The following is a 25911-nucleotide window of genomic DNA, read 5'->3' on the forward strand; positions in this document are numbered from 1 at the left end:
GTCCACGCACCCCGCGGCCGCGCGCTGACCCCACCGCCGGCCCTGGGCTCAGTCGGGCCGGTGGCCGACGGCGAACACCCGGCGGAAGGGGAGCACCGTCGTCCCGTCGGGGCGGGCCGGGTAGGCCGCGCGCAGGGCGTCGGCGTACTCGGTGGTGAACTCGTCGGCGTCCCCGGGTGACAGCCGGGCCAGCACCGGACGCAGCACCGTCCCCGACACCCAGCGCAGCACCGGGTCGACGCCGGTCAGCACGTGCAGGTACGTCGTCTCCCACGCGTCGGCGGACAGCCCGGCGGCGGTGAGGACGTCGAGGTACCCGGCCGGGTCCAGGACGGCGGCCGGGTCGAGCACGGTGTCCACGCCCGGGGCCAGCCGGCCGGCCCAGCGGTGGCCGCCGACCAGGTCGGCGAGCAGGGCGTGGGTGGGAGCGGCCTGGTTGCCGGGCACCTGCACCGCCAGCCAGCCGCCGGGCGCGAGGTCCCCGGCCCAGCGGGTGAGCAGCCCGGTGTGCCCGGGCACCCAGTGCAGCACCGCGTTGCTGACCAGGACGTCGACCGGTGCCGCCGGCCGCCAGTCCCGGACGTCGCCGGCGGTGAACTCCAGCCGGCCGGGCACGGCCAGGGCGGCAGCGGCGGCGAGCATGGCGGGGGAGCTGTCCACGCCGCTCACCCGGGCGTCGGGCCAGCGCTGCGCCAGGGTGGCGGTGGCGGATCCGTCACCGCAGCCGAGGTCGACGACCTCGTCGGGGTCCAGAACGCCGATCCGGGCCAGCAGGTCGCCGAAGGGCCGGGCCCGCTCGTCGGCGAAGCGCAGGTAGGTGGTCGGGTCCCAGCCCGTGGCGCTGTCCACCACGGGAGGCTACGGCCTGCGGCCGGGGAGGACGCCGGCTGGACGCGCCCGGTCTCGGGTCGCGACGGCCCCGTCCTGTCCGACCCGGCCGGTACGGTGACCGGGTCCGGCCGAGACCCGGCCGGGCACCGCGCGCCCCGTGCGCCGCCCACACCCCGGGGGGTCTCGATCAGCTCCGACCAGGCTGACGGCCCGTCCACGGCCGGCGCCATGCCCGGTGCCGGTTCCGGTGGCGTCGCCGGGCCCCCCGCGGCTCCCCGGCCCTCCTCCGGTGCCGTGCCCACCGACGGGCTGCCGCCGGCCGGCACGCCGACGCCCGACGGCGCCGGGGTCCCGCTGGCCGACCTGCTCGACGGCGGCGCCGCCTGGACCGACCGCTCCGGCGCGGCCCCGGTGGAGGCCGACGACGGCGAGGCGCACGAGGGTCCCGGGGCGGTCGGTCTCGGTGCGAAGGTCCGCGCCGTGCTGCGGGTGCGCGACTTCCGCCGGCTGTGGCTGTCGATGACGCTGTCCAGCTTCGGCGACTGGCTCGGCCTGCTGGCGATCACCGCGACCGCGACCTCGCTGGTCGACGGGTTCGCCGCGGCCAACTTCGCCCTCGGCGGCGTGCTGCTCTTCCGGCTGCTCCCCGCGATCGTCCTCGGCCCGCTGGCCGGCGCCTTCGCCGACCGCTTCGACCGGCGCCGCACGATGGTGGTCTCCGACGTCCTGCGGTTCGCGCTCTTCGCCTCGATCCCGGTCGTCGACGACCTGGTGTGGCTGTTCATCGCCCAGTTCCTCATCGAGGCGATCAGCCTGTTCTGGATCCCGGCCAAGGAGGCCGCCGTCCCGAACATGCTCCGCAAGGACCAGCTGGAGCCGGCGAACCAGCTGTCGCTGGTCACCACCTACGGGCTCACCCCGGTCGCCGCGGCTGCGGTGTTCGCCCTGCTCGCCTCCCTCGGCGGCGGGCTCAGCGACGTCCTGCCCGGCGTCGACGAGGTCGACCTGGCGCTCTACCTGAACGCGCTGACCTTCCTGGTCGCGGCCGTGGTCATCTGGAACCTGCCCTCGATCAGCGGGCGGCGGGCGGCGGGCGTGCAGGTCACCGGGGAGAGCTTCTTCGGCTCGCTGCGCGAGGGCTTCTCCTTCGCCGGGCACACCCCCCTGGTGCGCGGGCTGGTCGTGGGCATCACCGGCGCCTTCGTCGCCGCCGGCGTCGTGATCGCCACCGGCCAGGCGTTCGTCGAGGCGCTCGGCGGCGGGCAGGCGGCCTACGGCGTGCTGTTCGGTGCCGTGTTCGTCGGCCTGGGTCTCGGGATCGCGCTCGGCCCCAGCGTGGCCCACGACCTGTCCCGCGAGCGGCTGTTCGGCATCGCCATCGTCGGGGCCGGCGGCACGCTGCTGGTGCTGGGCTCCACGGTCGCGCTGTGGATCGCCCTGCTGCTGGTCGTGCTCATGGGCTTCTTCGCCGGCGTCGCCTACCTGTCCGGCTTCACCCTGCTCGGCACCGAGATCGACGACGCGATCCGCGGCCGCACGTTCGCCCTGGTCCAGTCGCTGGTCCGCGCCGCGCTCATCGTGTCGCTGGGCCTGACGCCGCTCCTGGTGGGCGTGATCGGCCAGCGCCGCGTCGACCTCGGCGCGTTCACCCTGCCGGTGACGGGGGAGCGGGTCCTGCTCCTGGTGGCCGGCCTGCTGGCCGTGCTCGTCGGCCTGCTGGCCTACCGGCAGATGGACGACGGCCGCCCGGTGCCGCTGGTCGCCGACGTGATGACCGCGCTGCGGCGTGACACCACCGCCCGCCGCCGCCTGGCCGGGGGCGGGGTGTTCATCGCCTTCGAGGGCGGGGAGGGCGCGGGCAAGTCCACCCAGGTGCGCCGGCTGCAGGAGTGGCTGACCGAGGAGGGCCTGGTCGCCAGCACCACCCGCGAGCCCGGCGGGACGGCGCTGGGCGGCAAGATCCGCGCGATGCTGCTGGACCCGGCGAGCGCCGGGCTCTCCCCGCGCGCCGAGGCGCTGATGTACGCCGCCGACCGCGCCCAGCACGTGCACGACGTGCTGCGCCCGGCCCTCGACGCCGGCGAGGTGGTCATCACCGATCGGTTCGTCGACAGCTCGCTGGCCTACCAGGGCGCCGGCCGCACCATCCCCATGGACGACGTCCGGTCCATCTCCCGCTGGGCCACCCAGGGGCTGCGGCCCGACCTGACCGTGCTGCTCGACCTGCCCCCCGAGGTGGGGCTGGCCCGGGCCCGGGGGCGCGCCGTGGCCGACCGGCTCGAGTCGGAGTCCCTGGACTTCCACCAGCGCGTGCGGCGCACGTTCCAGGCCCTGGCCGAGGCCGAGCCCGACCGCTACCTGGTGCTGGACGCCCGGCAGACCCCCGAGGAGCTCGCCGCGTCCATCCGGGTGCGCACCAGCACGCTGCTGGAGGGGCTGCCGCTGCAGCAGCTGCCCACCGACGCGGAGGTCCCGCGCAGCCGCCGGCACGCCGACCACGTCGTCCAGACCGGCCCGACGCCGGAGCTGCACCCGTGAGCGACGCCTTCCCCCGCGAGCCCGGGGTGGGCCTCGGGACGGGGCCGGGCCCGGCTGAGGGACGATGAGGGCGTGACCGCGACCGGGGTGTGGGCCGACGTCGTCGGGCAGCCGGCGGTCGTCGCCGAGCTGCAGGCCGCGGTGGCCTCGCCGTCCGCGATGACCCACGCCTGGCTGTTCACCGGCCCGCCCGGCTCGGGCCGGTCGGTGGCCGCGCGTGCCTTCGCTGCGGCGCTGCAGTGCCCCAACGGCGGCGACGGCACCTGCCACGAGTGCCGCACGGTGCTCGCCGGCAGCCACGCCGACGTGCACCGGATCGTGCCCGAGGGGCTGTCGATCAGTGCCGCGGAGGTGCGCGCCATCGTCGGCACCGCAGCGCGCGCCCCGTCGCGGGGGCGCTGGCAGATCGTGCTGGTCGAGGACGCCGACCGGATGACCGAGGCGGCGTCCAACGCGGTGCTCAAGACCCTGGAGGAGCCGCCGGCGCGCGCGGTGATCCTGCTCTGCGCGCCCTCGCTGCACCCCGACGACGTCTCGGTCACCATCCGGTCGCGCTGCCGGGTCGTGCCGCTGCGCACCCCCACGATCGAGGCGGTCACCGAGGTGCTGGTCCGCCGCGACGGCATCGACCCCGCGCTGGCCTCGTGGGCGGCGGCGGCCGCCGCCGGGCACGTCGGGCGCGCCCGGCACCTGGCCCGCGACGAGTCGGCCCGGCTGGCCCGCAAGGCGGTGCTGGACATCCCGCTGTCGCTGGTCTCGCTGGCCGCCTGCCTTAACGCCGCCGACGACCTGGTCGGCACGGCGAAGGAGGAGACCGACAAGGCCGTGGCCGAGGTCGACGTCCCCGAGACGGAGGCGGTGAAGGCCAGCCTGGGCATGGGGGCCCGCGGGCCGGGCGTGGCCGCGGCCAGCCGCGGCGCCGGCCAGCTCAAGGAGCTGGAGAAGCGGCAGAAGTCCCGGGCCACCCGGATCGGCCGTGACTCCCTGGACCGGGCGCTGGTCGACCTGGCCGCGATGTACCGCGACGCGCTGGTGGTCAGCGCGGCGTCGGCGGCCTCGGCCGAGCTGACCGTGCCGCTGGCCCACCCCGACCGGCGTGCCGACGCCGTCGAGCTGGCCCGCCGGATCGGTGCCGACGGTGCGCTGCGCCGGATCGACGCGGTGCTGGCCGCCCGCACCGCGCTGGAGCAGAACGTGAAGCCGCAGATCGCGGTCGAGGCGCTCACCGTGGCGCTGCGGCTGCCTGCCTGAGCTCCGCCCGTCCCGGCGGGGGCGTCGCAGCCGGACCGGGACGGTGCCGTAAGCTCACCCGCGCAGTCCGCCGCCTTAGCTCAGTCGGTAGAGCGTCTCACTCGTAATGAGAAGGTCGTCGGTTCGATTCCGACAGGCGGCTCGCACCTGGCCGGTCAGCCCTCTGCTGGCAGGTCGGTCGCGGGTGAGGAGTCCCCGTGGCCGGACGGGTCAGAGGGCGTGCAGCACCGAGCGCGCCTCGGGGCGGCCGGGCCCGCGCAGCCAGGCGGGCAGGTCCTCGACCGGCATGGGTCTGCCCAGGTGCCAGCCCTGCACCAGGTCGCAGCCGGTGGAGGCGATGAGGTCCCAGGTCGTGCCGTCCTCGACGCCCTCGGCCACGACCTCCAGGCCCATGTGCCGGCCCAGGTCGACGATGGCGCGGACGATCCCGAGGTCCTCGCCGGTCTCCCGCAGCCCCGTGACGAAGCTCTGGTCGATCTTCACCTCGTGCACCGGCAGCCGCTTGAGGTAGGACAACGAGGAGTAGCCCGTCCCGAAGTCGTCGACCGACAGCCGGCAGCCCAGGTCACGCAGCCGGTGCAGCAGGGCGATGGCGCGGGTCGGGTCGGCCATCACCGAGCCCTCGGTCACCTCGAGGGTCAGCCGGGCGGCGGGCACGTCGTGCCGGCGGAGGAGGCGCTGCACCTCGTCGACGAGATCGGCGTCGTGCAGGCTGCGGGTGGAGAGGTTCACCGCGATGCCCAGGTCGATGCCCTGCCGCCGCCAGGCGGCGACCGCGGCGAGGGACTGGTCGAGCACCACGGTCGTCAGCGGGCCGATGAGACCGCTGCGCTCGGCGATCGGGATGAACTCCGCCGGGGAGATCCAGCCGAGCTCGGCGTGCTCCCACCGGACGAGGGCCTCGACGCTCACGGTCGTCCCGGTGTCCGCGCGGGCCTGGGGCTGCACGTGCACCCGCAGGTCGCCGCGGGTGAGGGCGGAGCGCAGCTCGGCCACCAGGGTGAGCCGGCGCGGGTCGGTGGAGTCCAGGTCGGCGTCGTAGACCCGCAGGCCACGGCCGGAGGCCTTGGCGTCGTACATGGCCAGGTCCGCCCTCTTGAGCAGGCCGGCGGGGTCGCCGGCGTGCTGCGGGGCGAGCGCGAGGCCCAGGGAGCCACCGATCTCGACCTCCATGCCGTCGAGCACCACCGGGTGCTCCAGGACGCGCAGCGCGCGGCGGGCGATCCGGACGACGGCGTCCTCGTCGCCGCTGGCCCCGACCAGGACGGCGAACTCGTCGCCGCCGAGGCGGGCGACCACGCCGGCGGTCCCGATGGCCGCGGTCAGCCGGGCGCCGACCTCGATGAGCAGCAGGTCGCCCTGCTGGTGGCCGAGGGTGTCGTTGACCTCCTTGAACCCGTCGAGGTCCAGGATCATCACGGTCGCACCCGCCGACGCCCCGGCGGCGACCTCGTCCAGCGCGCCGGACAGCCGGCGCATCAGCATCGCCCGGTTGGGCAGCCCGGTCAGCGCGTCGTGCAGCGCCTCGTGCCGCAGCTGGTCGACCAGCTCGCCGTTCTGCAGGGCGACGCTGGCGTGGTTGGCGACGGTCTCCATGATCAGGACGTCGTCCTGGTCGTAGCTGCGGACGTCCCCGAGCCGGTCGGTGACGATCAGTGCGCCGAGCACGCCGGCCCCGCCGCGGAGCGGGACGGCCAGGGCTTCGCGGGCCTTGTGCCCGTCGAGCCAGGCGCGCATCTCCGGGTCACGGGTGCCGCGGGGGATCAGCACGGTGGCACCGTCGTCGACGACCTGGGAGAGCAGCCACCCGTCCTCGGCGCTCTGCGGGGCCTCCGCGCGGGTGAGCCGGTCGGTCGCCCCGAGCCGGACGGTGGCGACGTCGCCCTGCGCGGAGGCGAGGAACGCGACCTCGGCGCGCTCGGAGTGCAGCAGCTCCTTGGCCTCGCCCAGCACGCTGCCGAGCACCTGCTCGACCTCCGGTGAGCTGCTGACCGCCTGGGTGAAGCGGAAGAGCCGTTCCAGGTTGAGGTGGCGGTCGGTGAGCGAGGCGTGGGCGCGGTAGCCGAGCAGGAGCCCGGCGAAGGTGGGCACGAGCAGCCAGGCGTTGGCGGGGGAGGCGTCGAGGCTGGTGACGGCGACCAGCGCGAGGGTGATCACGACCGGGGCGGCGGGCTCGCCGCGCAGCAGGTCGCGCAGCAGCTCGCGCACGTGGACGCCCCGCTCGTACACCGCGATGACGAGGGTGAGGGCGATCGTGCCGATGCAGTTGGCGGCGATCGGCCCCAGGTAGGCGCCGAGCCAGAGCCACGGGACGTCGGGGTGCACGGAGGCGAGCAACCGGAACAGTGCGACGGCGACGGCCGTCTGCAGGCTGATCAGCGCCAGGTTCCAGACGGTCTTCAGCGGCGCCGAGCGCCGGTGCAGCACGAACACGGCGGCCGAGCCGACCAGCCGGCCGGCCAGCAGCGCGAGCGGACCGGCGAAGACGAGCCCGAGGACGAGCGGCAGCTCGCTCACCGAGACCGTCTGCGCCTCGCGTCTGGTCTGCAGGTGGAAGACGCAGGCCTCGGTGGCGGCGAAGCCGACGGCGAGCAGCCACCAGGGCAGCGTCACCGTCGTCCGGAACGGCCCGTCGTCGAGCAGGGGGCCGCCGACGGCGGCGGCGAGCGCCAGGAGCACCGCGGTCTGCAGCAGCACCAGGACGCTCTTGAGGTGCCCACGGAGCCACGGCAGCCGCGCGGTCGCGGTCCCGGTCCCCTCACTGGTGCCCACCTGGCCCCACCTCCTGCGGGGACCAACGGCAGAGCGGGGTGGGCCCTTGAGCCCACCCCGCTCCGACGTCACCCGCGTGGGTCAGGACGCGGGTCGACCACCGCTGCCCGGACGCTTGGTCCGGCCGCCCCAGGTGGTCGCCACGCTCAGCGCCAACCCTCGTCGCGCCAGGTGCGGGCCGACCAGGAGTCGTCCCGCCAGGTGCGGGCCGACCACGAGTCGTCACGCCAGGTGCGGGCCGACCACTGGTCGGAGGTGTAGGACACCCCGCTCCAGTCGTTGCCGGTCCACGTGGCGGTCGGCCAGACGCCCCGGTTCCACGCGCCGCCGGTCAGCGCCGCGCCGCGCCAGTTGCCGCCGTTCCAGGCGGTGCCGTCGCTGGTCGACCGGGCCCAGGCGGCCCCGTTCCAGGCGCGGCCGAACAGGTCGACCTCGCCGGTCAGCTCGGTGCTGCCGTTCGAGACGTGCGACGACCCGCGGGAGGCCTCCAGCGAGCCGGTGCCCCGGCTCCACCCGATCGCCGGGGCGATCGGCTGCGGCAGCGGCGCCTTCGGCAGCTTCTGCGCCGTGACGACGTCGATCGTGCCGGCACCGGCCAGCTTCGTCGGGGCCGTGGACACACCGCTCGCCGAGTGGGTGATCACGCCCTTGACCTGGTCGGGGGTCAGCAGCGGGAACGCCTGCAGCAGCAGGGCGACCTCGCCGCTGACGACCGCGGCGGCCTGCGAGGTGCCCGAGGCGCGGGCGAACCGGTCACCGACACGGGCCTGCGGGTTCGCGACGTCGGCGGTGCCGCCCGGCACGCGCAGACCCAGCACCGAGACGCCCGGGGCGACCACGTCGACGTGCCGGCCGTCGGTCCCGTGCGTCGACCAGCTGGGGACCGTGTCGTCGGAGCGGGTGACCGTGCCGGCGTCGTCCATGGCGCCGACGGCGAGCACGAAGGGGTCGCTGGCGGGGTTGGCGAGGGTCTTGGTCGTGTCGCCCTCATTGCCGCCGGCCACCACGACGACGATGCCGTGCTTCCAGGCGTTCTCCACCGCGTAGGCGAGCGGGTCGACGCTGCTGCTCTGCAGCGAGTCGGTGCCGTAGGACAGGTTGATGACCCGGATGTTGAGGCCCGGGTCCTTCGCGTGCTCGACGGTCCAGTCGATCCCGGCGATGACCTGGGTGACGTCGACGGCACCGTTGCCGGCGCCGACCTTGACGTTGACCAGGGTGGAGTCCGGCGCGATGCCGGCGAAACGGCCCGGGTTCGCGTAGGACGCCGGTGTGCCGGCGACGTCGCGGCCGGCGATGATCGAGGCCAGGTGCGTGCCGTGGCCGAAGCCGTCGACGTGCGCGGCGTCCCGGTCCTGGCTGTCGAAGGACAGGTCCGGGCCGGTGACGACGTTGCCGCTGGTGAGACCCGGCACCGGTGCGACGCCGGTGTCGATGAGGGCGACGCCGATGCCCCGCCCGGTGATCCCGCTGGCGTAGGAGGTGTGCGCGCCGAGCACCTCGGCGACGTTGTAGAGCGAGCCCTTGTCCGCGACCGCGTCGTACCCGAGGGAGCCGGTCGCCGCGTTCGCGGGGACGGCGCCCAGGACGACGGCGGCGAGGGTGGAGCCGGCGACGACGGCAGCGCTCGTGCGCCGGCTGCGGGGCAGTGCGGACGAGCTCATGAGCGCATCCGTGTGAGGTGACCTGATGACATTCCGTTGTCCCATCTGTGCGGTCTGCTGACGGTGTCCAGCCGTCCGTGGCATGACGACACTGTGAGTAGCGCACCGGCGACTGTCGGTGTCATCACCCCGGGGGTGCTTGTCATCCCTGCGGGCGACCACCGCGGGGGCCGGAACCCCGAACGGGTCGCCACGGTGAGCTCGCGGGCTGACGGGTGAGCCCTCGACAGGCAGGTGGGGACGGGGACCCGACGCGCGCCGGGCAGGCGGTCCGGTCAGGGGACGACGGGTTCGACGTCGCGGGTGCAGAACATGCACACCGAGGCGTCGACCGGGATGAAGCTCTTGCAGTGGTCGCACTCGCGACTGCCCTGCGCGCCTGCCGCCTCACGTCCGGTCGCGCGACGGACCGCCTGCACCAGCAGCATGATCGTGAAGGCCAGCAGGAGGAACGAGACGAACGACGTCAGGAACGACCCGTAACGGATGTCGGAGCCGTTCACCGTCAGCACCAGGGCACTGAAGTCCGGGGTGCCGAACACAGCGGCGACCAGCGGGAGGATGACGTCCCCGACCAGGGACTCGACGACCGCCGCGAAGGCGGCGCCGATCGCCAGGCCCACGGCGAGGTCGATCAGGCTCCCGGAGAAGGCGAAGTTCTTGAAGCTGGTCAGCATCGAGCGCATGAGGACTCCTCGCCGGTGCGGGTGGGCGCGAAGACTAACGGTTCTGCGCCCAGTCCGCAGACGGGTGCAGGACCCGGGCGCCGTCCCCTGCGCGGGTCGGGCGGCGTGGGGCCCGCAGCACCGACGTCACCCCGCAGACGCGGAACGGCGGCGCACCCCGGTGGGGTGCGCCGCCGTCTGGTCGGTGCGCGTTCGGCGGGAGGACCGCCGAGGGGTCAGTAGCCGGCGTCGAGCGCGCGCTTGCGGGAGGCCTCGATCTCGGCCTCGGCCTCGGCGCGGCCGACCCACTCGGCACCCTCGACGGACTTGCCCGGCTCGAGGTCCTTGTAGGTCTCGAAGAAGTGCTGGATCTCCAGCCGGTCGAACTCGGACACGTCGGTGATGTCCTGCAGGTGGGCCACCCGCGGGTCGGTCGCCGGGACGGTGAGGACCTTGTCGTCCCCGCCCGCCTCGTCGGTCATCCGGAACATCCCGATGGCCCGGCAGGTGATGAGGCACCCGGGGAAGGTCGGCTCCTCCAGCAGGACGAGCGCGTCGAGGGGGTCACCGTCCATCCCGAGCGTCTCCTCGATGTACCCGTAGTCGGCGGGGTACCGGGTCGAGGTGAACAGCATCCGGTCCAGGCGGATGCGTCCGGTGGCGTGGTCCAGCTCGTACTTGTTCCGCTGGCCCTTGGGAATTTCTACCGTCACGTCGAACTGCACGTCGATAGTGTGACCTACGACCGGCCGCTGTGTGGGCGGAGGTCACCCCAGGGGGTGGAGAAGATCTCGTCAGGACCGCGCGAGGAGCCCGCGGAGGTCCCCCGGTCGGGTGTCGACGGGATCGTTCCCGGACCCGCTGCGACGACTCCGGACGACGGCGCCACCGCCCAGGACGTGAGCGCAGCCGGCGGTGCGACGGCTGCCCGGCCCGCGGCCGCCGAGGAGTCCGACGCACCCCAGCCGTCGACCGCAGCCGATGAGGAGTCGCCCGCCGGCGAGTCCCCAGCCGTTCCCGAGGCTGGCGACCTGCCGGCGGGACCGGTGCCCGGTGCGGACGCCGGGGCGCGGCCGGACCACGGGCCTGCGGCGGACGCCGTGGACCTCCCGGCGCCCGAGGACGACGCCCCGGAGGATCCGTTGCCCACCGCGGTCGACGCGGACAGTGCCGTCGTCCCGGATGCCGTCGAGAACGCACCCCTGCTGCCGGTCACCGAGGCCGAGCCGGCGACCGACGTCACCGACGTCGAGCCCGCGGCCGACGGGTCCGAGGCGGCCCCGGTCGCCGACGACGGCGCGGCGACCCCGGCCGGTGCCGTCCCGGACGTAGAGCAGCCCGCCATCCCGGACGACGAGCAGCTGGCCGTCCCGGATGACGAGCAGTTGGCCGTCCCGGACGCGGAGCAGCTGGCCGTCCCGGACGACGAGCAGCCGGCCGTCCCGGACGACGTCTCGGCCGAGGACCCGGTGGCGGCTGCCCGCCGTGCCGCCGCCGCTGCCCAGGCCGCGGCCGACCTGGCCGCCGTCAAGGAGTGGGCCGCCCAGCGCGCCGCGGAGCAGGCCGCGGCGGCGTCGCGCGCAGCCGACCAGGCGACGCTCGGCGAGGACGAGATCGCCCGGCTGGCCGCGGAGCAGGCAGCCGCCGACCTGGCCGCGGTCCGGGAGTGGGCAGCCCAGCGGGCTGCCGAGGACCAGGCCGCGGCGGACCAGGCGGCGGCCCAGCGCGCCGAGGCCGACCGCGTCGAGGCTGAGCGGCTGGCTGCCGAGCGTGCCGCCGCGGAGCGTGCGGCGGCGGAGCGTGCTGCCGCCGAGCAGGCCGAGGCCGACCGTCTCGCCGCCGAGCTGGCCACCGCACAGCAGGCCGAGTCCGACCGTGCCGCCGCAGCGGCCGCCGTGGCCGCGGAACGGGCGGCCCTCGAGCAGGAGGCCGCGGACCGGGCTGCTGCGCAGCAGGCCGCGGCAGCGGAGCAGGCGCTCGCGGCCGAGCGGGCGGCCGTCGAGCGCGAGGCCGTGGAGCGAGAGGCCGCTCAACAGGCGGCGGCCCAGGCGGCGGCGGAGCAGGCAGCGGACCTGGCCGCCGCGCAGGCCGCCGCCGACCAGGTCGCCGCCGATCGCGCCGCGGCCGAGCAGGCGGCCGAGCGCGAAGCGGGGGAGTGGGCTGCCGCCCGCCCGTCGCCGCGACCGGCGACCTCCACCGCCGCACCGGCCGTGGTTGGGGCCACCGCGGCACCGGTCCGGGGGCGACGCCGGGCGCGAGCGGGCAGCCGGGGCGGCCGGCTCGCGAAGGTCCTGGTGGCCGCCGTCCTCGCCGTCGCCCTGCTGGCCGGCGGCGTCTGGCTCGCCCTCGACCGGACCGGTGGGCGCGACGCCGGCCCCGCGGCACCCCAGGCCGAGCAGGTCCCCGACGCGGTCCTGCCCGCACTCACCGACCCGCAGCCGGTGCTCGCCGAACTCGCCGGCACCGCGCCCGTCCCCGACCCGGGCGTCCTGTCCGCCACCCTGGCGCCGTTGCTCGCCGCACCCGCGCTGGGCAGCGGCCTGTCGGCCCAGGTCGTCGACGTGGCCACCGGCCAGGTGCTCCTCGACCGGGACGCCGCCGACCCGGGCACCCCGGCGTCGACGAACAAGCTGCTCACCTCGCTGGCCGTGCTGACCACGCTGGACCCGACCGACACGATCGCCACCACGGTCGTGGCCGGCAGCACCCCCGGCGAGGTCGTCCTGGTGGGCGGCGGTGACCCGACGCTGTCGACCACCGCGCCCTCGACCGACTACCCGGGCGCGGCGACCGTGGCCGACCTCGCCGACCAGGTCCGCACGGCGCTGGGCGGCACCCCGGTCACCCGGGTCGTGGTCGACGGCTCGCTGTTCACCGGCCCGGAGACCGCGCCCGCCTGGGGCCCGGGCGACGCCCCGTCCACCTACGCCGCCCCGGTGACCGCGGTGGCCGTCGACGGCGCCCGCGTCCGTCCCGGCCGGGACCCGCGCAGCGGCCGGCCCGCGGCCGACGCCGGCGCCGCCCTCGCCGCTGCGCTCGGTGCACCCGGCGTCCCGGTGGCCGCGGGCGTCGCCCCGGCCGGCGCCCGGACGCTGGGGCGGGTCGAGTCCGCGCCGGTCTCCCGGCTGGTCGAGCAGGCGCTGAACGCCTCGGACAACCTGCTCGCCGAGGACCTCGCCCGCCAGGTCGCGCTGCGCCGGGGCCTGCCCGCCGGCTTCGACGGCGCCGCCCAGGCCGTCACCGCCGCGCTCGGCGAGGCCGGGCTGGACACGACCGGGGTGTCGCTCACCGACGGCAGCGGGCTGGCCGCGGACGACCGGGTGCCGGCCCGGCTGCTCGTCGACGTCCTCCGCGGTGCCGCCGACGGCAGCATCCCCGGCGTCGGTGCCCTGCTCTCCGGCCTCCCGGTGGCCGGCTACGACGGCACCCTGGCCGATCGCGCGGCCGACGGCACCGGCGCCCCCGCCGCCGTCCGTGCCAAGACCGGCACGCTCGGCGGCGTCAACGACCTCGCCGGCACCGTGCTCACCGCCGACGGCCGGCTGCTGGCCTTCGCCGTCCTCGCCGACGGCACCACCGGCGGGCCGGTCGCGAGCGAGGCGGCGCTGGACCGGGTGGCGGCGGCGCTCGCGGGCTGCGGCTGCCGCTGACGAGGGGCCGGGCACGGGCCCGGTGGGTACGGTCGGTGCATGAGCCGCCCCTCGTCACTGGTCGACTGGGACCTCGCCGGCCGCACCGCCCGGCGCCTGGTGAAGCCCGGTCCGCCGACGACGCGCGCGGAGGCCGGCGCGGTCGTCGCGGAGCTGCACCGGGCCGCCGCCACCGCCGTCGCACACGTCGAGGAGCTCACCGGGATGCGCCCCGTGCCCGGCGGCCCGCAGCCCACCGTCGCCGTCGTCGACCGCCCCGGCTGGGTCGACGCCAACACCGCGGGCATGAGCGCCCTGCTGGACCCGCTGGCCGCCGGCATCCAGGCCGCGACCGGCAAGACGCCCGGCGCGCTGGCCACCGCCGTGGGCTCGCGGGTCACCGGCGCCCAGGCCGGCGGCGTGCTGGCCTTCCTCTGCACCCGGGTGCTGGGCCAGTACGAGGTGTTCGGCAGCGGCGGGCGGCTGCTGCTCGTGGCCCCGAACATCGTCGAGACCGAGCGCCGGCTGGGCGTCGACCCGACCGACTTCCGGCTCTGGGTGTGCCTGCACGAGGTCACCCACCAGCTGCAGTTCACCGCCGTCCCGTGGCTGCGCGGCTACCTCGAGGACCAGATGGCCCTCTTCGCCGAGGCCACCGACCTGGACTCCGACGTCCTGCTCGACCGGCTGCAGGAGGTCCTGCGCAGCGTCGTGGACGCCGTCCGCGGCGGCGGGTCCGACGACGACGGCCCGCAGGGGCTGATGAGCCTGGTCACCCACCCCGAGCAGCGCGCCGTGCTCGACCGGGTCACCGCGGTGATGAGCCTGGTCGAGGGGCACGCCGAGTACGTGATGGACAACGTCGGACCGGACGTCGTCCCCTCGGTGCGGGTGCTGCGCCAGCGGTTCGCCCAGCGCCGCAAGGGCCGCAGCCCGGTCGACCGCGTGCTGCGCCGGCTGCTGGGGCTGGAGCAGAAGATGCAGCAGTACGCCGACGGCCGGGTGTTCGTCGCCGGCGTCGTCGACCTGGTCGGCATGGACGGGTTCAACCAGGTCTGGGCCGGCCCGGAGAACCTCCCGCACCGCGACGAGCTCCGCGACCCCGCCCGCTGGGTGACGCGGGTGCTGGAGACCCGGCCGGCCTTCCCGGGCTGAGCCGCACCGCATGGCCGGTCCCGACCCCGCCGTCGCCGCGCTGCGCAGCGCCGTGCGACCGGGCCTCGCCGCGACCACCGGCCCGGTCCTGGTGGCCTGCAGCGGGGGAGCGGACTCCGTCGCCCTGGCCGCGGCGCTGGCCTTCGAGGCCCCCCGCGCCGGCCGCCCGGTCGGCGCGGTGACCGTCGACCACGGGCTGCAGGCCGGCTCGGCCGACCAAGCCCGGCGCACCGCGGAGCTGCTGCGGTCGCTGCGGCTGTCCCCGGTCCTCGTCGTCCCGGTGACCGTCGGCACCGCCGGGGGCCCGGAGGGCGCCGCCCGGGACGCGCGTGCCGCCGCGCTGGCCGCGGCCGCCGCCGAGCACCGGGCCACGGTCGCGCTCGGCCACACCCTCGACGACCAGGCCGAGACCGTGCTGCTCGGGCTCGCCCGCGGCTCCGGCCCCCGGTCGGTCGCCGGCATGGTCGAGCACCGGCCGCCGTTCTGGCGGCCCCTGCTCGGGCTGCGCCGGGAGACCACCCGGGCCGCGTGCGCCGCCCAGCAGCTGCCGGTCTGGGACGACCCGTGGAACACCGACCCCGCCTACACCCGGGTGCGGCTGCGCACCGAGGTGCTGCCGCTGCTGGAGGAGGTGCTCGGCGGCGGGGTGGCGCCGGCGCTGGGCCGCACCGCGGCGATGCTCCGGGAGGACCTCGACGCGCTGGACTCCCTCGCCGCCGCCGAGCTCGACGCCCTGCAGGGCCCCGACGGCGGCCTGCCGGCCGGCCCGCTGGCCGAGCTGCCCGCGGCGCTGCGCCGCCGGGTGCTGCGCGGCTGGCTGCACCGGTCCGGGGTGCGCGACCTGCAGGCGGTGCACCTGGCCGCCGTCGACGCCCTCCTCACCCGGTGGAGGGGGCAGGGGCGGGCAGACCTGCCGGGCGGTACGGGGGTGGTCCGCACGTCTGGCAGGCTGGAGGTGCAGCGCGGCGCCGTGCCCGGTCCCCGGACCGGACGGCAGCCCGCCCGTCCCACCGCCGTCCCCCCTGAGGAGCACTGAGCCCGTGACCGAGCCCGCCACCCCCGCAGCGCAGGCCGCCGGACCACTGGGCCACGACCACGGGTACGGCCCGGACATCGACCACGTGCTGCTGAGCGAGCAGCAGATCCAGGACAAGATCTCCGAGCTCGCCGCGCAGGTGGCCGTGGACTACGCCGGCCGCGAGGTGCTGCTGGTCGGCGTCCTCAAGGGCGCGGTGCTCTTCATGTCCGACTTCGCCCGCACGCTGCAGCTGCCCACGCAGATGGAGTTCATGGCGGTCTCCTCCTACGGCAGCTCGACCAGCTCCTCCGGCGTCGTGCGGATCCTCAAGGACCTCGACCGGGACATCACCGGCAAGCACGTGCTGGTGCTCGAGGACATCATCGACTCCGGCCTGACGCTGTCCTGGCTGCTGAAGAACCTGGGCAGCCGCGGGCCGGCCAGCCTCGAGGTCTGCACCCTGCTGCGCAAGCCCGACGCGGTGAAAGTCGACGTGCCGGTGCGCTACGTCGGCTTCGACATCCCGAACGAGTTCGTCGTCGGCTACGGCCTCGACTACGCCGAGCGGTACCGCGACCTGCCCTACATCGCCACGCTCAAGCCCGAGGTCTACCAGTAAAGGACCCTGCTGCCCCCCACCACCTCGCTCCGCTCGGCGGCGGGCCCCTGCAGCAGGGCCGAGGGCCGGGGACGGGACCGACGGCGGGGACGGTGCGCAGGGAACTGTGGCGGGGGTCCCGACGTGTACCTTCGAGGGAACGACGTCGCCCTGCCGCGGGGTGCCACCCGGGGTCGCGGGCGGCGTCCTGCGACGATCAGGAGGGTCGACGGGCAACGCCGGGCTCGCCCCGGTGCCCGGACACGGTGTATGGAACGTAAGAAGATCGTCCGGAGCGTCTGGTTCTGGATCGGCATCGTCATCGTGCTGGCTCTCATCGGCTCCAGCTTCTTCCGCGGCAACGGCGGGTACCAGGAGGTACCGACCTCCACCGCGTTGACCCAGCTGGCCGAGGGCAACGTCACCAAGGCGACGATCAACGACCGCGAGCAGACCGTCGACCTCGACCTGCGGAGCGCCGTCGACGGCAGCACCAAGGTCACCGCCTCCTACCCGGCCGAGGCCTCCGACGACGTCTTCACCGCCGTCCGCGACGCCCCGACCGGCAACGGCCCCGTCGCCTTCGACACCCAGGTCAGCCAGGACAACCTCCTGGTCAGCCTGCTGGTGAGCTTCCTGCCCTTCGTCCTGCTCCTCCTGCTGCTGTTCTGGCTGTTCAACTCCATGCAGGGTGGCGGCCGCGGCGTCATGGCCTTCGGCAAGTCCAAGGCCAAGGTCGTCAGCAAGGACACCCCGAAGACCACGTTCGCCGACGTCGCCGGCGCGGACGAGGCCATCGAGGAGCTGCACGAGATCAAGGACTTCCTGCAGAACCCGGTCAAGTACCAGGCCATCGGCGCGAAGATCCCCAAGGGCGTGCTGCTCTTCGGCCCTCCCGGGACCGGCAAGACGCTGCTGGCCCGCGCCGTCGCCGGTGAGGCCGGGGTGCCGTTCTACTCGATCTCCGGCTCGGACTTCGTCGAGATGTTCGTCGGTGTCGGCGCCAGCCGCGTCCGCGACCTCTTCGAGCAGGCCAAGACCAACGCCCCGGCGATCATCTTCATCGACGAGATCGACGCCGTCGGCCGGCACCGCGGCGCCGGCATGGGCGGCGGGCACGACGAGCGCGAGCAGACGCTGAACCAGATGCTCGTCGAGATGGACGGCTTCGACGTCCGCGGCGGCGTGATCATGATCGCCGCGACGAACCGCCCGGACATCCTGGACCCGGCGCTGCTGCGCCCGGGCCGCTTCGACCGGCAGATCGCCGTCGACCGCCCCGACCTGCTCGGCCGCGTCGCCGTCCTCAAGGTGCACGCCACCGGCAAGCCGCTGGCCGCCGACGTCGACCTGACCACGCTCGCCCGGCGCACCCCCGGCTTCACCGGTGCCGACCTGGCCAACGTGCTCAACGAGGCCGCGCTGCTCACCGCTCGCCACGGCGGCACCTCGATCACCGACGCCACCCTCGAGGAGGCGATCGACCGCGTGCTGTCCGGCCCGGAGCGCAAGACCCGGGGGATGAGCGAGAAGGAGAAGAAGGTCACCGCGTACCACGAGGGCGGCCACGCCCTGGTGGCGCACGCACTGCCGAACACCGACCCGGTGCACAAGGTGACGATCCTGCCGCGCGGCCGCTCGCTCGGGCACACCCTGGTGCTGCCCACCGAGGACAAGTACACCCAGACGCGCTCGGAGATGATCGACCAGCTGGCCTACATGCTGGGCGGTCGCGCCGCCGAGGAGCTGGTGTTCCACGAGCCCACCACCGGCGCCGGCAACGACATCGAGAAGGCCACGTCCGTGGCCAAGGCGATGGTCACCCAGTACGGCATGAGCTCCAAGCTCGGTGCCGTCAAGTACGGCAGCACCGACTCCGAGCCCTTCCTGGGCCGGGACATGGGCTCGCGGCCGGACTACTCCGACGCCGTCGCCGCCGACATCGACGGCGAGGTGCGTGCGCTCATCGAGACCGCGCACGACGAGGCCTGGGAGATCCTGGTCGAGTACCGGGACGCCCTGGACGCGCTGGTGCTGGAGCTCCTGGACAAGGAGACGCTGTCCCACGAGGACATCACCCGGATCTGCGCCGGGGTGATCAAGCGCCCGTCGATGGCCCCGTACAACGGGTTCGGCAAGCGCACCCCGTCGCAGCGCCCGCCGGTGCTCACCCCGGCGGAGCTGGCGGACCTGAACGGCTCCACGGCCGCGTCCGCCAACGGTCACGGCGCCCCGACCGGGGACGTCGGCACGCCGGCGCCCCGCCGGTGACGGGCGCACCCGGGGGAGCAGGGCAGGACCGCACGTCCGAGGTCGACGGCCTCGGCCAGGACCCGGTGACCGGTGACCCGGTCGCCGACCTGGCCGAGGGCCGCATCGACGCGCCCCGCATCGAGGCCGCCGTGCGGGAGATCCTGCTCGCCATCGGCGAGGACCCCGACCGTCCCGGTCTGGTGGACACCCCGGCCCGGGTCGCCCGGGCCTACGGGGAGACCTTCGCCGGCCTGTCCCAGGACCCCCGCGACGTGCTCGCCACGACCTTCGACGAGGGCCACGACGAGCTCGTGCTGGTGCGGGACATCCCGATGTACTCGACCTGCGAGCACCACCTGGTGCCCTTCCACGGCAAGGCGCACGTCGGCTACATCCCGGGCCCCGACGGCCGGGTGACCGGCCTGTCGAAGCTGGCCCGGCTGGTCGAGGTCTACGCCCGGCGCCCGCAGGTGCAGGAGCGGATGACGCGCCAGATCGCGGACTCCCTGTTCGAGGTGCTCGCACCGCGGGGGGTCATCGTCGTGATCGAGGCCGAGCACCTGTGCATGGCGATGCGGGGCGTGCGCAAGGCAGGCACCACCACGGTCACCTCGGCGGTGCGCGGGGCCTTCCGCGACAACGCCGTCACCCGCGGCGAGGCGATGAGCCTCATCCTGGGCCGGTGACCGGCCCGATCCCGCTGCCGCGCCCGCAGCGCTGCCTGGTGATGGGCGTCCTGAACGTCACCCCGGACTCCTTCTCCGACGGCGGCACGTTCGCCGACCAGACCGTCGCGATCGAGCACGGGCTGGCGATGCACGCCGCCGGTGCCGACTACGTCGACGTGGGCGGGGAGTCGACCCGGCCGGGCGCCGACCGGGTCGACGCCGACGAGGAGTGCCGCCGGGTCGTCCCCGTCGTGCGCGAGCTGGCCGCCGCGGGTGTGCGGGTCAGCGTCGACACCACCCGCGCCGAGGTCGCCGCCGCGGCGCTGGCCGCGGGTGCGGAGCTGGTCAACGACGTCAGCGGCGGGCTGGCCGACCAGGGCATGGCCCGGCTCGTCGCCGAGACCGGCGTGCCGTGGGTGCTCATGCACTGGCGTGGCCACAGCCGGGAGATGCAGGCCGCGGCCCGCTACGGCGACGTGGTCACCGAGGTCGCCGCCGAGCTCACCGCCCGGGTGGAGGACGTCGTGGCCGCCGGCGTCGACCCCGGCCAGCTCGTGCTGGACCCCGGGCTGGGGTTCGCCAAGAACGCCGAGCACAACTGGGCGCTGCTGGCCGGGCTGGACCGGCTCGTCAGGCTCGGCCTCCCGGTGCTGGTCGGCGCCTCGCGCAAGACCTTCCTCGGCCGGCTGCTGGCCGCCCCCGACGGCACCGTGCGCCCGGTCGAGGGCCGCGAGGCGGCCACCGTGGCCATCTCGGTGCTCGCCGCCCAGGCCGGTGCCTGGGGCGTGCGGGTGCACGACCCGCGGCAGTCGCTGGACGCCATCGCCACCGTCGACGCCGTGCGCGCCGCCCGAACAGCTGGAGGAACCCGTGGCTGATGCAGGACCCCGTCCCGACCGGATCACCGTGCACGGGCTGACCGGCCACGGCTTCCACGGCGTCTACCCCGCCGAGCGCGAGCACGGCCAGACCTTCCGGGTCGACGCGACCCTGGAGCTGGACACCGCCCCGGCCGCCGCCACCGACGACCTCGCCCGCACCGTGAACTACGCCGCGCTGGCGCAGGCGCTGCACGCGGTGCTGGTCGGCGAGCCGGTCGACCTGCTGGAGACCCTCGCCCAGCGGCTCGCCGACCGGTGCCTGGCCGACCCGCTCGTGGACGCGGTGGAGATCACCGTGCACAAGCCCGACGCGGACCTGGGCGTGCCCGCCGACGACGTCACCGTGGCCATCCGCCGCACCCGCCGGTGACCACCGCCGTCCTGTCCCTGGGTGGCAACCTCGGCGACCGGGAGGCCACGCTGCGCACCGCGCTGGACGCCCTCGCCGGGCACGGGCTGGTCACCGCCTCGCGGCTGTACGAGACCCCGCCGTGGGGGCCGGTCGAGCAGCCGCCCTACCTGAACGCGGTCGCCGTCGTCACCGGCGACCGGGACGCCGCGGGCTGGCTGGCCCTGGCCCACCAGCTGGAGGAGGCGGCCGGTCGCACCCGCGAGGTGCGCTGGGGCGCCCGGACGCTGGACGTCGACGTCGTCACCGTCACCGCCGACGACGGGACGCCGGTGCGCTCGGCCGACCCCGAGCTGCTGCTGCCGCACCCGCGCGCCGCCGAGCGGGCGTTCGTGCTGGTGCCGTGGCTGGCGCTCGACCCCTCGGCGGTGCTGCCCGGGCACGGTCCCGTCGCCGGGCTGGTGGCGGCGCTGCCCCCGGCGGACGTGGCCGCGGTGGTGCCGGCGTGAACCAGGTCAGCCGCCGCGACCTGGTCGCCCTCGCGCTCGGGCTGACGTTCGCCAGCTGGCTGGTCGTGCGGGCCGCCTACGGCGAGCTCGCGGCGCTGCGCTGGTGGCTGCCGGTGCCCGTCGGGCTGCTCGCCCTCGCCGAGGCCGGCGCCGCCCGCAGCCTCGCGGCCCGGCTGGCGGCCCAGCGCGAGCGGCGGCTGCTGCCGGGGCGCGGGCCGGTGGAGCCGCTGCTGGTCGCCCGGCTGGTGGTGCTCGCCCAGGCGAGTGCGTACGTGGGTGCCGTCCTGACCGGCGTCTGGGCCGGCGTGCTGCTGCACACCGTCCCCGCCCTCGACCGGCTCACCGCCGCCCGGGGCGACACGGTCACCGCCGTGCTGGGCGTCGTCCTCGCCGTCGCCCTGACCGTGGCGGCGCTCTGGCTCGAGCACGTGTGCAAGGTGCCGCTGGACGACGACGACCCGCCCGGCGGCATCCGCGCCTAGTTGAAGGACCCCCGTGCCCCCCACCGCTCGCGAGCTCGCGGCGGGCCCCTGCACGGGGGCCTAGACGGCGCCGGCGGTCTCGGGGACGGTGCCCTCCACGGAGCGGCGCAGGGCGGCGTGCAGCGACTCGGGGGTCAGCACCCCGCAGAAGCGGTCGCCGTCCAGCACCGCGACCCAGCCGGCCTCCAGCTGCAGCATGGTGGAGAACGCCGTCTTCAGGGTGGCGTCGATCGGCACCCAGGCCTCCATCCGCTTGCCCGCCGCCCGCACCGTGCCCACGCCGGCGGCCCGCTCGGCGGAGATCCAGCCGTGCAGCGTCTGGCGGTCGTCCAGCACGACCGCCCACCGGGCGCCCGCGCGCTGCATCGCCGCGCGCGCGTCGGCGAGGGAGTCGTCGACGTGCACCACCGGCGGCTGCTCCAGGTCGGCCATGTCGATGCCGGTGACCGCCAGCCGCTTGAGCCCGCGATCTGCGCCGACGAAGTCGGCCACGAACGGGGTCGCGGGGGAGCCGAGCAGCTCGGCGGGCGGGGCGAACTGCTCGACGGTGCCGCCGTAGCTCATCACCGCGATCCGGTCGCCGAGGCGCACGGCCTCCTCGATGTCGTGGGTGACGAACACGATGGTCTTGCGCACGGTGTCCTGCAGCCGCAGGAACTCCGTCTGCAGGCGCTCGCGCACGATCGGGTCGACGGCGGAGAACGGCTCGTCCATCAGCAGCACCGACGGGTCGGCGGCCAGCGCCCGGGCCACCCCGGCGCGCTGGCGCTGGCCGCCGGAGAGCTGGTGCGGGTAGCGGTCGCCGAAGGTCGCCGGGTCCAGACCGACCAGGTCCAGCAGCTCCTCGACCCGGTCGCGGGTGCGGCGCTTGTCCCAGCCCAGCAGCCGGGGGACCGTGGCCACGTTGCGGCGCACCGTCTGGTGCGGGAACAGGCCCACGTTCTGGATGACGTAGCCGATCCGCCGGCGCAGCTGTACCGGGTCGACCCGGGTGACGTCGTCGGCGCCGAGCAGGATCCGTCCGGTGCTCGGCTCGATGACCCGGTTGATCATCTTCATCGTGGTGGTCTTGCCGCAGCCCGAGGGGCCGACCAGCACGGTCAGCTCGCCGGCGGCGAAGGTCAGGTCCAGCTCGCGGACGCCGACGGTGCCGTCGGGGTAGGTCTTGGACACCCCGTCCAGCCGGATCTCCTCCGCGCCGGACCCCTGGGTGGGTGCGGGCGAGGAGGAGGGGGCAGTAGCGTCCACGGCGTGGCCTTCCTGGCAGGCGCCCGGTGCTGAGCGCGACGAGCGGTGACGTCCTTGCGCTGGACGCCGCGCCGAACCCCTGGTTCGACCCGTCCTACGTGTCCGGCAACTGGGACACCATCATGGCCCTCCTCGGTGAGCACGTGCGGCTGACGGTCGCCGCGGTGGTGCTCGGCGCGCTGATCGCGCTGCCGCTGGCGCTGCTCGCCCGGCGCAGCCGGTACCTCGCCGGCCCGGTGCTCGGCCTGTCGACGCTGATCTACACGATCCCGTCGCTGGCGATGTTCGCCTTCGTCGCGCCGGTGACCGGGCTGTCCGACCGCACCGTGCTCGTCGGCCTGGTGCTGTACTCACTGGTCATCCTGGTGCGCAACTTCCTGGCCGGGTTGCAGTCGGTGCCCGCCGACGTGCGCGAGGCCGCGGTCGGGATGGGCTACGGCCGCGCCCGGCTGCTCTGGCAGGTCGACCTGCCGCTGGCGCTGCCCTCGGTGATGGCCGGGCTCCGGGTGGCCACCGTGTCCACGGTCGCGCTGGTCACCGTCGGGGTGATCGTCGGCCACGGCGGGCTCGGGCAGCTGATCACCGGCGGCTTCAACTCCAACTTCTACCGGGCGGAGATCGTCACCGGGGCGCTGGGCTGCGTGCTGCTCGCGCTGGTCGCGGACCTGCTGCTGGCCGGGGCCGAGCGCCTGCTCACCCCCTGGAGCCGGAGGGCCCGGGCATGAGCGTGTGGCACCAGGCCTACCTGTACCTCAACGACCCGCTCAACTGGTCGAAGAGCGGCGGCATCCTCGACCTGCTGGTCGAGCACCTGCGGATCTCCGTGGTCGCCGTGCTGGTGGCGATGGTGGTCGCCCTGCCGGTCGGCGTCCTGCTGGGCCACACCGGGCGGGGTGGTGGGTTCACCGTGGCGCTGTCCAACGTCTCCCGCGCCGTGCCGACGCTGGCCCTGCTCACGGTGTTCGCGGTGACCCCCATCGGCTTCGGCCCGACCGCGACGACGATCGCGCTGGCGCTGTTCGCCGTCCCGCCGATCCTGACCAACGCCTACGTCGGCTTCCGGGAGGTCGACCGGGACGTCGTCGAGGCCTCGCGCGCCATGGGGCTCAACGGCCGCCAGGTCGTGTTCCAGGCCGAGCTGCCGCTGGCCGCGCCGCTGCTGATGACCGGGGTCCGCACCGCCGCGGTGCAGGTGGTGGCCACCGCGACCCTGGCCGCGCTCGTCGCCGGCGGTGGGCTCGGCGAGATCATCAGCCTGGGTTTCGGCCAGCAGGACTACGGCGCGGTGCTGGCCGGTGCCGTGCTGGTCGCCGCACTGGCGGTGCTCACCGAGCTGGTGCTGTCGGTGGTGTCGTTCCTGCTGACCCCGGGGCAGAAGCGGCTGCCGTTCCTGCACGCCCGGGCGCAGCGTCCCGGCCGGCCCGCCGAGGTGGCGGCGTCCCCGCTCTGATCGCGATCAGGTGACGGTTCGGGCACGTCGTGCACAACGCACTTGATCACGGGCGCCGCGGGGAGTTGAGTGTGCAGCGCGGGACACCTCTCGCCAGACACGCGTGGCCCGTCCAGAAGCGGGCGCCACGGGACACAGAAGGCGGACACATGCGCGTACGCGCCCATCTCCTCACCACCCTCGCCGTCGCCGCCGTCCTGACCACCGCCGCGTGCGGTGAGTCCGGCTCGTCGTCCGGCTCGGCCACCGGCGGCACGGCCGCCGCCAGCGGGGCAGCCACCTCCGCCGCCTCCGGGGACGCCTGCGCCCCCGTCGCCGGCAAGGAGCTCGTCGTCCTCGACGACGACAAGGACCTGCAGAACGCCGACAACATCATCCCGGCGGTCAACGCGGCAGCAGCCAGCGCCAGCCCGGCGCTGCTGGAGACGCTGAACAAGGTCTCCACGGTGCTCACCACCGACGACCTCGTCCAGATGAACGCCGACGTGGACGTCCAGCGCAAGAGCGCCACGGACGTCGCCTCCGCCTACGTGGCGGACAAGGGCCTGGACTCCGGGGTCTCCGGCGGCAGCGGCGCCGTCGTCGTCGGCGGCTCGAACTTCACCGAGTCCACCGTGCTGGCCAACGTCTACGCCGACGTGCTGAACGCCGCGGGCTTCACCGCGACGGTGCAGGCCGTGGGCAACCGGGAGCTCTACCTCCCGGCGCTGGAGAAGGGGGACATCCAGGTCTTCCCCGAGTACCTCTCCACGGCCACCGAGTTCCTCAACAAGGCGGCCAACGGCGCCTCGGCCTCGCCGGTCGCCTCCGGGGACGTCGACGCCACGGTCACCGCGCTCACCCCGCTGGCCCAGGCCGCGGGCCTGACCTTCGGCACCCCGTCGGAGGCTGCGGACCAGAACGCCTTCGCCGTGACCAAGGCCTTCGCGGACAAGCTCGGCGTCACGACGCTGTCGGACCTCACCGCGGCCTGCGGTGACGGCTCCCTGGTGCTCACCGGCCCGCCGGAGTGCCCGGAGCGTCCGTTCTGCCAGCCGGGTCTGGAGGACACCTACGGGCTGTCCTTCGCCAGCTTCGAGGGCACCGACGCCGGCGGCCCGCTGGCCAAGGCCGCCATCCAGCAGGGCAAGGCCTCCATCGGCCTGGTCTTCAGCTCCGACGGCGCCCTCGCCCAGGGCTGAGGAAGGACCTCCCTGCCCCCCACCACGAGCAAGCTCGCGGCGGGCCCCCTGCAGGGAGGCCGACACGACGAAGGCCCGCTCCCCGTCCGGGGGCGGGCCTTCGTCGCGTCAGTACCAGCTGCCGGACGCCGGGAGCTGCTCACCCGCGGCCACGACCGTGGTCACCCGGTTGCCCTCGGGGGCGAGCGGGCAGGTCCACCGCGGGTCGTAGGTGCACGACGGGTGGTAGGCGAAGTTGAGGTCGACGACGAGCCGGCCGTCCGTGCCGCCGAGGTCGGCGCTCTTCACGGTGTCGAGCAGGTAGCGGCCGCCGCCGTAGGTCGTCGTCCCGGCGCTGCCGTCGCGCAGCGGCAGGAAGACCCCGCCGCCGTAGCCGCCGGTCCACCACACGTCGAGCCGGCCGACGTCGCCGAGGGTGAGGCGGCCGATCCGGGACAGGGTGAGACCGCCCTCGCCGGTGGGCACCCCGAGCTGCAGCGGCTCCACGTCGGTGTCGACCCGGACGTCGAAGCGCAGCGCCGGGTCGTAGGGGGCGACCGGGGCCCCGGGAAAGGCCTGCCGGGCCGCGGCGTCCAGCGGTGAGTCGGGGTGGGTCCCCAGCAGCGCGTCCCGCCCGGTGCGCCACCGCTGCCAGCCCGACTCGGGGTCGTCGGCGGCCCGGACGTCGGCGTAGAGGGCAGCGACGCGGCGTCGCCAGTCGAGGAGGGTGAGCGTCACCGCCCCACTGTTCCACCGCACCGGGGGAGCGGTGCACCGCACGGCCGCCGAC

At 75.2% G+C, this 25911-nt stretch carries 22 protein-coding genes and 1 tRNA gene; 16 read left to right on the forward strand and 7 right to left on the reverse strand.

From position 1 onward, the window contains the following. Positions 1-48: 48 nt before the first annotated feature. Positions 49-849 (reverse strand): trans-aconitate 2-methyltransferase, encoded by an 801-nt coding sequence (locus KUM42_RS13230; RefSeq protein ID WP_237492979.1) that lies wholly within the window; start codon positions 847-849, stop codon positions 49-51. 210 nt (positions 850-1059) lie between these two features. Here KUM42_RS13230 and tmk point away from each other — a divergent pair, with 210 nt between their 5' ends. From tmk to KUM42_RS13245, 3 genes are all read left to right on the forward strand, one after another. Beyond that, positions 1060-3369, forward strand: a complete 2310-nt coding sequence (gene tmk / locus KUM42_RS13235; protein ID WP_237492981.1) for a dTMP kinase — start codon at positions 1060-1062, stop codon at positions 3367-3369. 72 nt (positions 3370-3441) lie between these two features. Then, a complete protein-coding gene (locus tag KUM42_RS13240) occupies positions 3442-4620 on the forward strand; it encodes a DNA polymerase III subunit delta' (protein WP_237492983.1) in 1179 nt (392 codons plus the stop codon). Positions 4621-4689: 69 nt separating this feature from the next. Next, positions 4690-4762 (forward strand) — tRNA-Thr (locus tag KUM42_RS13245). A gap of 68 nt (positions 4763-4830) precedes the next feature. On the opposite strand, the gene KUM42_RS13250 is transcribed toward KUM42_RS13245, so the two are convergent. The 4 genes from KUM42_RS13250 to KUM42_RS13265 all read right to left on the reverse strand — a co-directional run bounded on the left by KUM42_RS13250 (position 4831) and on the right by KUM42_RS13265 (position 10446). Continuing rightward, positions 4831-7392, reverse strand: coding sequence for a bifunctional diguanylate cyclase/phosphodiesterase (locus KUM42_RS13250; RefSeq protein WP_237492985.1), 2562 nt, complete (start codon positions 7390-7392; stop codon positions 4831-4833). Positions 7393-7538: 146 nt separating this feature from the next. Then, complete coding sequence (locus tag KUM42_RS13255) at positions 7539-9056, reverse strand: S8 family serine peptidase (RefSeq protein ID WP_237492987.1); 1518 nt, start codon at positions 9054-9056, stop codon at positions 7539-7541. A 275-nt stretch (positions 9057-9331) separates the two neighbouring features. Then, positions 9332-9742 carry a large conductance mechanosensitive channel protein MscL gene (mscL, locus tag KUM42_RS13260; RefSeq protein ID WP_237492988.1) on the reverse strand — a complete coding sequence of 137 codons (411 nt, stop codon included), beginning with the start codon at positions 9740-9742 and terminating at the stop codon, positions 9332-9334. A 215-nt stretch (positions 9743-9957) separates the two neighbouring features. After that, positions 9958-10446 carry an inorganic diphosphatase gene (locus KUM42_RS13265; RefSeq protein ID WP_163611250.1) on the reverse strand — a complete coding sequence of 163 codons (489 nt, stop codon included), beginning with the start codon at positions 10444-10446 and terminating at the stop codon, positions 9958-9960. Positions 10447-10863: 417 nt separating this feature from the next. Here KUM42_RS13265 and dacB point away from each other — a divergent pair, with 417 nt between their 5' ends. The 10 genes from dacB to KUM42_RS13315 all read left to right on the forward strand — a co-directional run bounded on the left by dacB (position 10864) and on the right by KUM42_RS13315 (position 21263). Further along, a complete protein-coding gene (dacB, locus tag KUM42_RS13270; RefSeq protein ID WP_237492990.1) occupies positions 10864-13371 on the forward strand; it encodes a D-alanyl-D-alanine carboxypeptidase/D-alanyl-D-alanine-endopeptidase in 2508 nt (835 codons plus the stop codon). 39 nt (positions 13372-13410) lie between these two features. Further along, positions 13411-14505: a zinc-dependent metalloprotease gene (locus tag KUM42_RS13275; protein WP_237492992.1), complete on the forward strand. Its 1095-nt coding sequence runs from the start codon at positions 13411-13413 to the stop codon at positions 14503-14505. 10 nt (positions 14506-14515) lie between these two features. Then, positions 14516-15541 (forward strand): tRNA lysidine(34) synthetase TilS, encoded by a 1026-nt coding sequence (tilS, locus tag KUM42_RS13280; protein ID WP_237492994.1) that lies wholly within the window; start codon positions 14516-14518, stop codon positions 15539-15541. Positions 15542-15587: 46 nt separating this feature from the next. Then, complete coding sequence (hpt, locus tag KUM42_RS13285; protein WP_370629361.1) at positions 15588-16142, forward strand: hypoxanthine phosphoribosyltransferase; 555 nt, start codon at positions 15588-15590, stop codon at positions 16140-16142. A 249-nt stretch (positions 16143-16391) separates the two neighbouring features. Beyond that, positions 16392-18392 (forward strand): ATP-dependent zinc metalloprotease FtsH, encoded by a 2001-nt coding sequence (ftsH, locus tag KUM42_RS13290; protein WP_237493009.1) that lies wholly within the window; start codon positions 16392-16394, stop codon positions 18390-18392. A 65-nt stretch (positions 18393-18457) separates the two neighbouring features. Then, positions 18458-19060, forward strand: coding sequence for a GTP cyclohydrolase I FolE (folE, locus tag KUM42_RS13295; RefSeq protein WP_237493010.1), 603 nt, complete (start codon positions 18458-18460; stop codon positions 19058-19060). Further along, entirely contained in the window at positions 19057-19920 is an 864-nt protein-coding gene (gene folP, locus KUM42_RS13300) for a dihydropteroate synthase (protein ID WP_237493011.1), read from the forward strand. Before folE ends, folP begins: the two co-directional genes overlap by 4 nt. Beyond that, positions 19913-20293, forward strand: a complete 381-nt coding sequence (gene folB / locus KUM42_RS13305) for a dihydroneopterin aldolase (protein WP_237493012.1) — start codon at positions 19913-19915, stop codon at positions 20291-20293. The genes folP and folB overlap by 8 nt, the downstream gene beginning before the upstream one ends. Beyond that, positions 20290-20781 (forward strand): 2-amino-4-hydroxy-6-hydroxymethyldihydropteridine diphosphokinase, encoded by a 492-nt coding sequence (folK, locus tag KUM42_RS13310; protein ID WP_237493013.1) that lies wholly within the window; start codon positions 20290-20292, stop codon positions 20779-20781. Before folB ends, folK begins: the two co-directional genes overlap by 4 nt. Continuing rightward, complete coding sequence (locus KUM42_RS13315) at positions 20778-21263, forward strand: DUF3180 domain-containing protein (RefSeq protein ID WP_237493014.1); 486 nt, start codon at positions 20778-20780, stop codon at positions 21261-21263. The genes folK and KUM42_RS13315 overlap by 4 nt, the downstream gene beginning before the upstream one ends. A gap of 60 nt (positions 21264-21323) precedes the next feature. Here KUM42_RS13315 and KUM42_RS13320 read toward each other — a convergent pair whose 3' ends face one another. Then, positions 21324-22511, reverse strand: a complete 1188-nt coding sequence (locus KUM42_RS13320) for an ABC transporter ATP-binding protein (protein ID WP_237493015.1) — start codon at positions 22509-22511, stop codon at positions 21324-21326. A gap of 26 nt (positions 22512-22537) precedes the next feature. On the opposite strand from KUM42_RS13320, the gene KUM42_RS13325 reads away from it, so the two are divergent. The 3 genes from KUM42_RS13325 to KUM42_RS13335 all read left to right on the forward strand — a co-directional run bounded on the left by KUM42_RS13325 (position 22538) and on the right by KUM42_RS13335 (position 25142). Beyond that, entirely contained in the window at positions 22538-23236 is a 699-nt protein-coding gene (locus tag KUM42_RS13325; protein ID WP_237493016.1) for an ABC transporter permease, read from the forward strand. Continuing rightward, complete coding sequence (locus KUM42_RS13330; RefSeq protein ID WP_237493017.1) at positions 23233-23961, forward strand: ABC transporter permease; 729 nt, start codon at positions 23233-23235, stop codon at positions 23959-23961. The genes KUM42_RS13325 and KUM42_RS13330 overlap by 4 nt, the downstream gene beginning before the upstream one ends. A gap of 149 nt (positions 23962-24110) precedes the next feature. Further along, positions 24111-25142: a glycine betaine ABC transporter substrate-binding protein gene (locus KUM42_RS13335; protein ID WP_237493018.1), complete on the forward strand. Its 1032-nt coding sequence runs from the start codon at positions 24111-24113 to the stop codon at positions 25140-25142. Positions 25143-25250: 108 nt separating this feature from the next. Here the strand turns inward: KUM42_RS13335 and KUM42_RS13340 are convergent, their stop codons facing one another. Continuing rightward, on the reverse strand, positions 25251-25859 hold the full coding sequence (locus KUM42_RS13340; RefSeq protein ID WP_237493019.1) for a DUF1684 domain-containing protein: 609 nt from the start codon (positions 25857-25859) through the stop codon (positions 25251-25253). Positions 25860-25911: the final 52 nt, after the last annotated feature.

The organism is Modestobacter sp. L9-4 (assembly GCF_019112525.1).
Classification (GTDB): domain Bacteria; phylum Actinomycetota; class Actinomycetes; order Mycobacteriales; family Geodermatophilaceae; genus Modestobacter.